The sequence below is a fragment of the Paenibacillus plantiphilus genome (assembly GCF_927798095.1).
GTDB classification, from domain to species: domain Bacteria; phylum Bacillota; class Bacilli; order Paenibacillales; family Paenibacillaceae; genus Paenibacillus_Z; species Paenibacillus_Z plantiphilus.
Genome location: NZ_CAKMMF010000026.1, coordinates 84,919 through 97,666 on the forward strand (window position 1 = coordinate 84,919; position 12,748 = coordinate 97,666).

Below are 12,748 nucleotides of genomic sequence, written 5' to 3' on the forward strand. Positions count from 1 at the left end.
TATCATATATTTTGCAGACCTATATTAAACCGGTAAATTTGTAGTCGGTGGATCAGCCTATGCGCATGCAGCAGCAGGTTGTAGACTCTGCAACCGTTGCATAGCACCAACTTTATTTTGCAAAAAGCATTTGCAAAAAAACAATTAATTACTCTATATATGAATTAATACATGTAATTAGGGTGTATTTATTCCCTAAATATAGTTGAGTGATCTATCATTTAGAGTTAAAATTATACAGACAAAATCTATCAATGGGAGTGGAACAACAGTTGAAAAAATTGTTTATTTTTTTATTAGCAACCATCTTATTAGTAACCCCTGCATTCGCAGCAGAGACAGCAGGCAGCGGATTAGTTACCGTATCGGAGATGACGAGCAAAACTGATAAGAGCGGGCAGCACATCGTAACCGCCAAGATTTACAACGGTACCGGTGAATCAACTCGCGCTGGATTTGCGGCTTATGGAATGGACGAGAGCGGGAAGATATTGGAGATTAACAGCAATGATAAATTTATGTCCAAAGGAGCATCAGAAACATTCACCATCATTCTCAAAAATAAAGCAATCAAATCCGTAGATGGACTTGCCATTGACGGAAGCAGTCGAAACGGCGTTCAGCTGCTGAACTACGGAAGCTATGTGACGGGAGCCGGGGATACGATTGTTACGGGCGTCGTCTTGAATGGGACACATGATGCAGGGCGGATCGGTTTTGCGGCTTACGGACTCGATGACAAGGGAAATATCGTAGAGGTCAATAGTCAGGATAAATTCGTTTCGAAAGGTGAATCCAGAACATTCACCCTCTCGCTCAAAAGCAAGGCGACCAAGCGGGTCGAAGGCTTGGCGATCGACGGCATCAGCCTCAATGGTGTCGAACTGCTAAAGCACGGCAGTTATACAACAGGAGCTGGGAGTACAATCGTAACAGGTGTCGTCTTGAACGGAACGAACGAAGCTAAGCGCATCGGATTCGCAGCATATGGATTGGATGACAAGGGGCAGGTCGTGGAGACACTGAGTGCTGACAAATTTGTGTCAAAAGGTGAATCTGCCACATTTACCGTCACGCTTAAAAGTAAAGCCAACAAGAAAGTTGAAGGTCTCGCGATCGACGGCGGCAGTCAAGACGGCGTCCAGCTATTGAAATACGGAAGCTATCAGACGGGCACAGGCGAGACGATCGTAACAGGTGTTGTCTTGAATGGAACTGATGAGGCGATACGCATCGGCTTTGCGGCTTACGGGCAGGATGGTCAAGGAAAGCTTATTGAAGCAAATAGTGCAGATCGGTTTGTATCCAAGGGTGAGTCCCAGACCTTCACCGTGATCCTGAAGAGCAAGCTGAGCAAGAAAATCGCAGGATTAGCTATCGACGGCGGCAGCCGGGATGGCGTCCAGCTTATCAAATATGGAAGTTACGTTAACGCGGCAGGAGAAACGGTCGTAACAGGTGTCGTGCTTAACGGAACGAATGAGGCCACTCGCGTGGGATTTGCAGCATACGGAAAGGATACCAAAGGAAAAGTCGTTGAAGCGTCCAGTGCCGATCGATTTGTATCCAAGGGTGAATCCAGAACATTCACTGTCATTCTGAAGGGTATAACCAACAAGAAGATCGAAGCCATTGTAATGGATGGCAGCAGTCTCACAGGTGTTCAGCTGCTCAAGCATGGCAGTTATACGAATGGAGCCGGAGAAACGGTCGTAACGGGCGTCATCTTCAATGGAACCAATGAAGCAAAATCAGTTGTATTCAAGGCCAGCGGACACAACGCGAAAGGAAAAGCTGTGGAAACCAAAAGCGCCAGCAAATTCGTATCAAAAGGCGAATCGGCAGCGTTCACCATCACGCTCAAGGATAAAACCATTACAAAGGTAACCGCTTCGGGCAATTAAATAGAAGAACTCATAATTTTGATGCTTCCAGCCCCACTTTTACTTTTATAGTGGTTTTGGAGGCATCTTTTCACATCATTTGGGACTGAGTAACCGAATCTATCATCCCTGCTTCCGAAGCGGAGCAACGATCTGTGATGTACTAGTCGCTGTCTGTAGAGACGCACCCTCCCTCTCCAACTGTAAGAAGATTTCGAGACAAATCAATTTCATCCTTCTGATTATGCTGCACAGCGAAATAGTCGTCTAATTCAACAAAAACTTTGTTTTTTCGACAAAATACGGGATATAATTTTCCGAAAACGGGACTTCACACCCTACCCAAATTTGTAATTTAATTGTAAAATTTCCATGAGGCGCCTTTAAAACATAACTGGAGGTTTACAATGTCAAAAAAAATGAAATGCTTATCTTTGTTGATCGTAATGGCAATATTAATGGCTGTGACACCTGTTTATGCAAAAAACAGCAACTTGGAATCTCAAGTTCAGAAAAGCTCCAAGATACTCACCGATCCTACCAACGGAATTAAGTATGCTAAAAGAAATTCAGAAATTACAATTAGTAAAGGAGTAATTGATCCTAGTAACAAAGATGCAAAAGTGCAAGGCAATGAATCTGTAACCGTCACAGAAAAAATAAGCTATGATTTTTATGATGAAAGCTACAGGGCAATTTTAAAAAACGAGGTTAAAAAGACTGTGTTTTCTAAAGATAAAAATGGAAACTATTATATTAATGGTGAACAAGTAAATGTTAATGAGAAGTTGTCTCCTAAACTTGATCAAGTTACGGCATCTGATACTGGGGGGCATTGGAAGTATACTTATTTTAATTGCAGCACTACACAATGCTATATGTACACTGGCTCCGGGGTTTCTTTTAATTTAAATGATGTTGATGACGCTTATAAAGCAGTCTATAAAACAATAAACAGCACAAATAACTACACAATAACATCCTTCAAAATGTATGCTAATTCAGCTGCGGGCTATGTTCAAGATTATCACAATGCTGGAGCTGCTTATGCACTCGCTGTCGGCGTCACAATAATAACTTTTGCAAGTATCATAGGAGCTATTCTAGCAGGTGGATCTGCTGCAATTGCAGCCTATCAAGTATACCAAGCCCATAGTAACCTTGATTCTGCTATGAGCAGTGCTTATTCTTTAATTTAAAGAAGACAAAGCCTTATCTGAAACACGATAAGGCTTTGTTTTTCCTTCATGGAGGGAAATCCTATCAAAAGTTTAATTAAAAACATTTCTATATTTCTTTTATCAGCCTCATTGCTTATTCATTCAACCAGCGCTATATCAGTTGCGAAAGATGAAGAATTATCAAATAAATTAAATATCGCTAAACAAGAAACACAATTGACTACAGGAAAGGTAAAAGTAGCAATATTAGACACGCAAATCGATACAGATAATACTAGTCTGAATGAATTTTTACTTGCTAGTGAGCATATCATTCCACCTTCATCGTCACCCTTAGTATCTAATAGTCATGGTACTAGAGTCGCGCTCATACTAGCTAACATACTGGATACTCTTTATGGCAAATCATTAACCGGAAAATTGGAGATACTACCCATAGTTGTATTAAACCAAAATTCTGTTGGCAGCGAGAATGATTTAGCTAACGGAATCTTAAAAGCTGTAGATGAAAAGGCTAATGTTATTATTATGGCTCTGGGGACATATAATAGTAATAAGCTATTGGAAGAAGCTGTAGCATATGCTGAAAAAAATCAAGTTGTAATTGTAGCTGCAGCAGGAAATAATGGTGGTGAAATTCATTATCCTGCATCTTATGCAACTGTGCTGTCTGTTGGAGCTGTCAACAATGATTTCTCAATTAATAAATCAGCAAATAGTGGATCCTCTCTAGATGTTGTAGGAATGTGGGAAGTTACGACAGCCATTCAAAATCAGGATGTAAACTATACAAGTTATGGAACATCGATGGCGGCTGCACAGGTGGGAGCACTCGTTGCTGCTATCATTTTAAAATTCGGCTATACAGAACCTGATATTATTAGAAGTCAAGTTAGGTACTCCTCACGTTATAATCAAAATGAATATAGCAGCTCAATGGGATTTGGAATCATTGATTTTGAAAGGGCACTCGATAGTTCAGAAGACTATATAAAATCGAGTTTTGAGCCTAATAACAGTATAATAGATGCGAAATCACTATCGTTTGAAAAACGTATCACATCAGAGTTAGGAAAGGATGATACTAACGATTGGTACAAGATATTCGTAGAGGAAAATAGCCAAGCATACATCGATGTTATTGTTCCTCCTAATAATGATGATAATATATCAATGACTATTAATGATCAAATTAGTGTCCCTTTAAACGGGTCCCAGCTTCAGCGTATCGCGTGCAATCTAAACAAAGGATTAAATTTCGTTAATTTCAAGTCTATAGAAGAAAAAAACATTCAATATAGCTTTTCTATTACCTTAAAAGAAAATATTGATATCGCCGAGGAAAATAACAATGTTGAATCAGCCTATGAGCTAAGTCCATCAGATGATTTTATAGGTACATTTAGTGACTCAAACGATGTTGATTATTACAAAATCAAGTGGAATAATAACATTCCCCCTTTTAGTAAATTGTTATCCATCGTTTATTCAAAATCTAATAAAATTCATACTGAAACTGACATCATTTTCGAGCCCCATATAATTGATCCAAAAAAATTTGAGGGGAATGAAGTTGCTGTTACATCATTTAAGCATGACATTATAATAAAAATTAAAAACAAATTAGGGAATACAGGAAGTTATACTCTACATACAAGAGTATTGGAGCCAGGTCAATATGCTTTTTTCAATCCATTAAAATTTGTACGAATAGACATGCTACATTTCAACAGTAATGAACAAGTTTATTTACCTTTAAGAACTATTATTGAAAGTATAGGCGGAAAAGTCACATGGGATCATCAAAAAAAACACGCTCAAATTTTTATAAAAGGTAAGCGTCATATAGTCGGGAACCAGTCAAAAGCTGTTGTGATTAATGTGAAAAACAAAGATAATGAATACAATTCAGCAATTATTGTAAAAGGTAAAATTGTTGTGCCCAAGGAAATGATAACTGATCTATTTCATATTCAAACTATTATTGATGAAAAAGGGTTCATTGTTCATATCTCGGGAGGTGATACAAATGGGCAGCAAAAAGTTGACTGAGAAAGAATTATGGTTAAGTTTATTTCTCAGTCTGTGCGGACTAGGATTTGGAAGCTGGTCTTTAATAAAAAACGGCCTTACTGATATGGTTAGTATTGTGTCATTTTTATTGTGGTTTACTCTTTTTGTTTTCTTATTTAACATAAAGAGAAAAAGAATTAACCACTCAAAGCGTAAAAATGATTCGACCCAATAAGGCAGATGCTGCAGATTAGTATGATGGTACTTGAGAATTCGTTAGGAGGTATAATACATGCGTAAAGAAGCGAAGCGCGATATTATCGCCGTTGTATTATTGGCCTTCGTTATTTGTGTGGTGTTCCTTGTTACGTGGATTAATAAAACGAATAATGATTCTGCAGATATCACACGATTTACAGACGCAAGCATACAACTTAACTCCTTTGTGAGAAATTACGATTCGTTGACACCTTTAGAGCTTATGACCGCCGACCTTGACCCGCAGACCTTCATAGATGCCGCGACTTATGCGCCGGACCAAGGTACGTCGAATGAATTACAATATATTGCCGAACTGATTGCGCGATACAATGACGGTGCAGGCGTCGAAGTGCTTCTAGAAGCTACCGCTTTACTAAATGAAGTCATTCCCCATTTTCGCGAAACCGTATATTAAACATTTCAGTGGTTTTGCGCAAAACCACTGGGGAATCCCATTTTAGCTAACTAGCTTTAAGCCAACAACAGCAAAAATAATTCCTAAGATGCAGCTGATACGAATACAGCTTGTCGACTCCTTAAAAAACATCATTCCGACAATAGCAGCTCCCACCGTTCCAATTCCTGTCCATACTGCATAAGCAGTCGCCAGCGTAATTGTTTCCATTGCACTGACAAGCAGTTGGAAGCTAATAATAAATCCGCCTATGAGAATGATGTTGTTGGTCCAGTTGTTATTTTTGGCTACGCGTTTAATTCCGATTACTCCATCAGGCTTCACTTCCATTGCCAGACAATTTCAAAACCTATAATATATGCCAACAGCAATAAGACAAAAACAATCCGCAACATACTGACAGCACCGCCATCCAGACGTTTCCTTTCTTCCACAACCGCTGCCAGCTCAAAATCCAGATAATCTCTCCAACGTTGTTCTTGTGCATCCTTCCCTGTAGACGACATTTCTTTGATGGACGCCAGCGTAAAGCCTAGCTCCTTCAATGCAGCTATATGCTGGAGCACTCTAATCTCTTCATTAGAATAGTAACGATAGCCCGAATCAGCTACCTTTGCAGGCTTCAATAAACCGATAAACCGATCTCGTCGTAGTATCTCAGCGTCCTTATGGATATATTGGTATAATTCTTGGATAACTGTCCAATGCTCTACATAATGGCCTCGCCTCTCAACAACAAGTATATAGTCTCCAGTATACGTGAGAGTCAAGTTTTTTAAGAAAACAGAACATTGTAAACCAATAGGTCGGCAAAAAAGAAGAGGATTTGATTTATGGCGCAGATCCACTCCTTATAGATTTGGAATTACAAGTTAGATAAAGCAAAATCCACAACCTCAAATTCGGTTGTGGATTTTCATGGTGGAGGCGATCCGTGGCTGTACAAAACCACAATTCGCCGTAGCATGTTACTTAGATAAACTACAATCTACTAAACATTATCCTCCGAGCACAATAGAATGTAGCACAGTATCACTAAAGAATTGATCTTCTGTGAGCTGACTTAAACTAAATGGGAAAAATAACCTTCATTTTTCATTCTGCTATAAACATCTTTGTGAGTCATACAATATATTTTCTTAGCGACTTTAAAGGGAATACCAGTTAAAAGCATTTTCATTCTCATTGCATGCATATTTTCTTCGAAATAAAGAGCAGTATCATTTTCAGATAATTCTCTTAAAGTATATTTAGAAGCAAGTAAAGATGGGTTCCCATTGCTAAACAGGTCAACTATTTCATAGTTCCCCACTAAAGCGGCCTTCTGTCCCGAAACAGAACCTCCAATCTTGTTCCACTTTGGTAGACGATTATGTTTCATGCGAAAACTTTGGATCAAAATCCCCTCTATCTTTTTTAAATTATCATATGATTTTTTACCTATTAAGCTGAATGATTCTTGATAACTTAATGGAAAATCCTTTATCCGCTCTCTGCTTTGAAATAGTTTAGGCTGTTCAAGAGCAGATTGAACGAATATTGAGAATCCTATCTTTTCATTGTTTTGAAAATACTCTTCAATCTGCTGTTTCTTGCATGAATTATTATCTAAAGCAGTTAATCCGTTATGTTGCATAAACCGAATCGTAAGATCGATGGCTAAACCAATGTATAAAACTTCTCCTGTATAGTAATCCCAGAAACAATATATCCCCGATGACGACCATCCAATACTATCATTAGGATTACATAAATCATCAAGATATTTCACAATCAATGCCACTTCATCTTTACTATAACAATCTCTTATTACAGTCCCAAACATTCTCTCACCTGCTCATTAATAATGTGACATAACGCCTTAATCCAGAGCTTTAACAACAGCACCCCAATGGCTTATCACTCTACTCGATAAACTGAAAGGGGCATTGGAAGAATTGGATTTCTTATTTTCGAATTATTAAGCTTGTGGAGTCTGAATTTCTAGAGGACAACTGTATTAGATGAACAAAATCATCCCTTCTCATTGGTCGATTACTTCCATCGCGGCGCATATAATATGTTTCTTGTCCGTTATTCTTTCGTATAGCTATCGGTTTAGTTTTCGCTTCTTCAACACGTATTTCCACAACGGTCCGTTCAATTCCTTTTTCGTCAAACAAAGGATGAAAAACGTACCTGCGGTCTACCTTTCCAATCGCATTGTCCTCCCACCAGTTCTCGACTTTTAAGCGTAAATCGTCTCCGTTCACAACACCTACGACTTTCCCATCATCGTCAATTCCTACAAATACCGAGCCGCCCTCTGCATTTGCAAAAGCACACATCGTAATGGGGATCTTATCTGTATACGCCTGTTTATAATCATGATGAATACCTTCACCTCTAAGCATTATTACTCCTTCAATATTGAATTGTTCATCTTGCTCAAAAACAACATCTGCTGTTGGTGCAAATGCAAATACACCTTCGGCGATGTAACGTGTGTCAAGCACCTCGTTATTCAAAGACAAGTAGACATAAAGTTCAGCAGAAAGTGCATCTAAAGGGATATCTATCATAGTATTCTTAGACAATGCAACTACGCGGGCTATTCCCGGGCGTTTTCCAAATAACTTGAGTTCGCAGACACCCGCTTCTTCTCCGGCTACTGAAACTTGCAATCCGTATTTATTAACTAAAATTCGCTCAAACCAGGCTCTTTCATCAAAAATAATTAGTTGAAAAAACGAACGTAAGGTATTGTTATTCTCTGCAAAGGTATCGTAAAGGTAATAAAATTCGGCATCTCTTAGAGTTGGAAAATACAACAACCCGCTTTTATTAATTGATCGATCCGTCAATTGATTAAATTTATGGTCTATTTCCTGGCTACTCTGAATAATTTGGCATGGCAACTTGTTACTCTGAATACCATTCCACTGACCTGATGAGAGTTTCCTTTCATCAAAACTAATTTTGGACAGATCATGCTTACACTCAATAATTTCGCAAAAATCGGGTGTCTCGAAAGAAAACCTCCCCTGCTTTTTCATTTGTTCTATTATCTGCGAAAGATGCTCTCCACTTACATGATGCTGTATGAAAATCACTTGACCGTAGTTGTACACTTCTGTTTCTTTTAGCGAGTCTGTATTTCTAACTACAATACGCATCAGTTCCATAGCAGAAAAATTAGAGTGAAGCTCTAAACGTAATTCTAAGGAACGAAATTTCACTAGCCTTTGTTGAATCTGCTCGATATTCATATAAGTTACCTCCAGCATGTAGTAACGCTCTTCATACACTCAACATTCACATTTACTATGTTCAACATGAAGTATTGCTTTACCTCTTACAACAATAAACCCATATCCAAAAGTATGGACATGGGCTCATTAGATCATCTTATGTTTGTAGTTTTATACGGACAAGGGTTCGAAAAACTGAGCGGATTCGAACCCCTGTCCGTAGATAACGCTACACAGGCTTCTATGGGTGTAGTCAAAGTATTGATGTCACCCGAGCGTCGTGTCAAATTTAATCCCAAGAATCAAACTTATCTTTATCAAATACCACACCCTCATTCGTATCCCGAACGCTATACTCAACATTTTCACATCGAAAAACACTGGCTTTATCCTCGGAATACTCGCAAAGGGTTGAATCGAACAATACAAGATTATATCCGTCTGCTACTGAGCTTTGAAACACAACACCATCAAAACCCAACAATCGGAATACCTCTGCAAATAATTGAGTTATTAGGTACTTGTCTCTTTCCTCAGGAATGATTGGAATCGAAAATTTCTTTCCAATACTATTTAACAATACGAACCAATCAAGCAATTCATCCGTGCAAAAATCGCATAGGTCTAGCTTTAGTAAGTCAGCAATTATTATATCCCGTTTTAAAGTAAACTGTCCGACCGATATTAAGTGTCCTGGATGGGGCCTGACTTCACTTACAGCCGTTTTCATTTCAGAGGATAAATAAAGATAAGAAACTCCTGTACGGTTCAGACGTCCTGCAACTGCTATCGGAGGAGGTGGAGCACCGATTTTACTATCTTTATATGGCTCATGAAAATACGTAATGTCATTAAAACCTCGATGATCAAAATATTGTTTTTCGCAACCTATTCGAGCTCTATAAAAGGACCTGCCCTTATGCACCTTTCTTTGAATTAGCTTTGTAATTGGTTCAAGCATAGTTGCTAAATCTTTTTCTATAATAAAATAATTCTCGTTCTTGATTCTCTGTTCAAGATCATTAATCATTTGTGACTCTTCATCCTGAAGGTTGCTCGAAAATAAGCCCCTTATATTATCATCAAATCCGTAATATATCGAAACGTCGTATTTGTCAATTGCGTACCCTTTTTTAGGTAGTTCATCATACAGCAAATTGGCGTCTTCTTGATTACTGAATTGATGTTCAATAATTGGGTTTTTATTAATCAAAAGATTCCTTAAATGAAAATAACCACCGAAATGAGGATTGTAGTGATACTCTTCGTAATGATACCTAATAACTGCCTTAAATAAAGCTTGAAATGACCTTTCCTCTACATTAACAACACTTTTTGTAGTATTTCGGCAAATGATACACTGCCCTTCTATTGAATGTGTTGATACATATTTTTTAAAAAATCTATCCTTTAAACAGTCTCCACACACTAAAATCAACATATATAGTGATAGTCACCTTTCATACCTATTTACTAAATGAGCTCCGCTTTTTGAAGAAATCGCTGAATGATTGCTGCGGTTTCTGCTCTCGTAATATTTTGCAGAGGACGCAGTTCGCCATTGTAACCGCCAATAACGTCGCTTTCAATGGTTAATGCCGCTGCTTGACGAGCCCAAGAGGACAATTGTTCGCTATCTGCGAAATTGTTGACTAGTTCTTGCTGCTTCGTATTGTCTATCTCCTTATTCAGCCCCACAAGCTTCATTGCCCTGGACAGAATAACCATCGCTTCCTGTCTAGTAATCTTCTCATTAGGTTTGAAGGAACCATCGCTATGTCCATCGACCAGTCCATAAGAATATCCGATTTGAACGGCTTGATGATACCACGCCTTCTCCGCTAGATCCTTGAAATGAAACGTCTTGTCAGCTGAGCTTAAGCCTAATGCTCTGATAATAATAGCCATAAACTCTGCGCGCGTAATTTCGCTATTCGGTAAAAACCGCTGCTTGTCCGCTCCATTAATGACGAGTCTTGATGCTAAGTCATTGATACTTTTCTGAGCCCAATGTGTGGATACATCCGTAAAGGTTTTTTCATTATAAATAAGTCCATAAATGCTATTCGTCATACTATTAAGGATAGCGTAATCGCGCTCTCCTTCACGTACTACCTTCGTCGGGATATGAATAATCGTACCATCCGACATCAGCTTTACTCCCGTCGTAATACGTGTAGGATCCATCCCTGCCGGTATTGCAATGCGCCTTTCTACGAAAGTATCGAAGTGATTTAATTCTATTTCCTTGTTTCCATGCAACCCTTTAATAAAAAAGCTTACTGGCGGGGCAACAAGTGACACCTGTCCATCACCCGAATTGTTGAATGCAAATGCCGAATTAGGAAGATGAATCATTTGCACCTGTATCTTCATATCCTCCAGAGGGGTATCGGCTCCTAATTGATTGCGCCATTTATTAACGCTAACTTGGTCTAAAGGAAGCGTATAGACAACGTTTTCTGTATGCACTTGAATGATTGCATTGTTGTTCTCTAAGCTTTGCAGAAGAGCAGCATTCATCTCCACATTGACTGTATCAGAATTGTTGCGAACCGTAATGGTAATAACCGGTCTGTCACTCGATTCATTCAGCATCCCTTTAAGCTGAGCTTCTTCCAAGAAGACCGTCGATACCTTTTTTCCTTCTGCCATTGTAATATCAACTTTAGCTGCATTCTCTGACTTACTGCCCATACTAATGACAACATCAAGATTGGACGCGACCTCAGTGCTCCCCGTACTTCCAGAAGCGCCGCCGTTTGAACTAGAGCTTTCTTGGTAGGTAATTGAAGCTGTGTTTGCCACACTAACATTACCCGCAGCATCGCGGAATTGGACATAAAGATTCTTTAATCCCGAGCCCCCCGTAAAGCTCCAATTTTTCGTAGACAATACATTCTCCCAATTCAACCATGTTACATTATCTTCAGAAAAACGCATTTCTGTAACGCCGCTGCCTGCGCCATCTGAAGAGGTCAAAGCTAATGTCACTAACTTGGCGCTTGTCGTGGTTGCACCACTGTTTATGGCGATTGTTCCTGTAGGAATCGTCTGATCTAGCTTAATAACGTCATTGATTGTTCCACTCACATTGCCAGCCTTGTCTTTAAACTGTACATATACCGTCTTCTCGCCGTCACCCGTTACAAGACTCCAAGCCTTTGTTATTGCTGATGGCTCCCAGCTTTCCCAGTCACTTCCGTTGTTAGAAAAGCGCATCTCCACTATACCGCTGCCATTATTTCCGTCGTTGCTAGTCAGAGAGAGTGCAACGTCCGTCACATTCGTCCATTCTGCACCCGCTTGAATGATTACCGTACCCGTTGGCGCGGTTGCATCGATTTGGAATTGAACGGTCGTTGCATTGCCTGCTGCATCCGTTACAACAAGCGTATACGCACCATCCCCATCAATAGTAGTTCCATGAAGATAAGCATTACCATTTAAGCTTGCTGTTCCTTCATTAAAATCGGGAGTTACCGACTTATAAAACCCGCCCTCCACTACTCCCGTAACAGCAGGCGCCACATTGTCGATCGTGAAGCTAACGGTCGCCACATTGCCTGCCGCATCCGTTACAACCAGCGTGTACACACCAGCTTCTTCAATCTCCGTACCACTGACAAAAGCAGCCCCGTTCAAGGTCGCCGTTCCTTCATCAAAACTAACGGTCACTGGATCTTTATAACTCTCGCCGTTCGTTACTCCTGCCACTACAGGTGCTGTCTTATCGATCGTGAAGCTAACGGTCGTCACATTGCC

Annotated in this window: 11 protein-coding genes; 5 read left to right on the forward strand and 6 right to left on the reverse strand. The window is 39.6% G+C overall.

Annotated elements, in window-relative coordinates; translation table 11 throughout:
* Positions 1-272: 272 nt before the first annotated feature.
* From L6H65_RS20235 to L6H65_RS20255, 5 genes are all read left to right on the forward strand, one after another.
* Positions 273-1,904: a hypothetical protein gene (locus tag L6H65_RS20235; RefSeq protein WP_236344477.1), complete on the forward strand. Its 1,632-nt coding sequence runs from the start codon at positions 273-275 to the stop codon at positions 1,902-1,904.
* Between the two features lie 386 nt (positions 1,905-2,290).
* Positions 2,291-3,082, forward strand: coding sequence for a hypothetical protein (locus L6H65_RS20240; RefSeq protein ID WP_236344479.1), 792 nt, complete (start codon positions 2,291-2,293; stop codon positions 3,080-3,082).
* Positions 3,083-3,130: 48 nt separating this feature from the next.
* Complete coding sequence (locus tag L6H65_RS20245; RefSeq protein ID WP_236344480.1) at positions 3,131-5,116, forward strand: S8 family serine peptidase; 1,986 nt, start codon at positions 3,131-3,133, stop codon at positions 5,114-5,116.
* Positions 5,094-5,312, forward strand: a complete 219-nt coding sequence (locus tag L6H65_RS20250; RefSeq protein ID WP_236344481.1) for a hypothetical protein — start codon at positions 5,094-5,096, stop codon at positions 5,310-5,312. Before L6H65_RS20245 ends, L6H65_RS20250 begins: the two co-directional genes overlap by 23 nt.
* Before the next feature lie 57 nt (positions 5,313-5,369).
* On the forward strand, positions 5,370-5,753 hold the full coding sequence (locus L6H65_RS20255; protein ID WP_236344482.1) for a hypothetical protein: 384 nt from the start codon (positions 5,370-5,372) through the stop codon (positions 5,751-5,753).
* A gap of 42 nt (positions 5,754-5,795) precedes the next feature.
* On the opposite strand, the gene L6H65_RS20260 is transcribed toward L6H65_RS20255, so the two are convergent.
* The 6 genes from L6H65_RS20260 to L6H65_RS20290 form a co-directional block, all read right to left on the reverse strand.
* Positions 5,796-6,083 (reverse strand): DMT family transporter, encoded by a 288-nt coding sequence (locus L6H65_RS20260; protein ID WP_236344483.1) that lies wholly within the window; start codon positions 6,081-6,083, stop codon positions 5,796-5,798.
* The gene (locus tag L6H65_RS26920) at positions 6,074-6,601 is read right to left on the reverse strand and encodes a MerR family transcriptional regulator (RefSeq protein ID WP_443093994.1); all 528 of its coding nucleotides are present in this window, start codon (positions 6,599-6,601) and stop codon (positions 6,074-6,076) included. Before L6H65_RS26920 ends, L6H65_RS20260 begins: the two co-directional genes overlap by 10 nt.
* 215 nt (positions 6,602-6,816) lie before the next feature.
* Positions 6,817-7,578, reverse strand: a complete 762-nt coding sequence (locus L6H65_RS20275) for a GIY-YIG nuclease family protein (RefSeq protein WP_236344484.1) — start codon at positions 7,576-7,578, stop codon at positions 6,817-6,819.
* 121 nt (positions 7,579-7,699) lie between these two features.
* Positions 7,700-9,001 (reverse strand): AlbA family DNA-binding domain-containing protein, encoded by a 1,302-nt coding sequence (locus L6H65_RS20280; RefSeq protein ID WP_236344485.1) that lies wholly within the window; start codon positions 8,999-9,001, stop codon positions 7,700-7,702.
* Positions 9,002-9,272: 271 nt separating this feature from the next.
* Entirely contained in the window at positions 9,273-10,424 is a 1,152-nt protein-coding gene (locus L6H65_RS20285; RefSeq protein ID WP_236344486.1) for an RES family NAD+ phosphorylase, read from the reverse strand.
* A 32-nt stretch (positions 10,425-10,456) separates the two neighbouring features.
* The coding region (locus L6H65_RS20290; RefSeq protein WP_236344487.1) for an S-layer homology domain-containing protein at positions 10,457-12,748 on the reverse strand (2,292 nt) is incomplete at its 5' end.

Coding starts and splice junctions, on each gene's coding strand:
- L6H65_RS20275 (WP_236344484.1), bottom strand. CDS start 7,578: ATGTTTGGGACTGTAATAAGAGATTGTTATAGTAAAGATGAAGTGGCA.
- L6H65_RS20255 (WP_236344482.1), top strand. CDS start 5,370: ATGCGTAAAGAAGCGAAGCGCGATATTATCGCCGTTGTATTATTGGCC.
- L6H65_RS20280 (WP_236344485.1), bottom strand. CDS start 9,001: ATGAATATCGAGCAGATTCAACAAAGGCTAGTGAAATTTCGTTCCTTA.
- L6H65_RS20245 (WP_236344480.1), top strand. CDS start 3,131: ATGGAGGGAAATCCTATCAAAAGTTTAATTAAAAACATTTCTATATTT.
- L6H65_RS20260 (WP_236344483.1), bottom strand. CDS start 6,083: ATGGAAGTGAAGCCTGATGGAGTAATCGGAATTAAACGCGTAGCCAAA.
- L6H65_RS20250 (WP_236344481.1), top strand. CDS start 5,094: ATGGGCAGCAAAAAGTTGACTGAGAAAGAATTATGGTTAAGTTTATTT.
- L6H65_RS20240 (WP_236344479.1), top strand. CDS start 2,291: ATGTCAAAAAAAATGAAATGCTTATCTTTGTTGATCGTAATGGCAATA.
- L6H65_RS20285 (WP_236344486.1), bottom strand. CDS start 10,424: ATGTTGATTTTAGTGTGTGGAGACTGTTTAAAGGATAGATTTTTTAAA.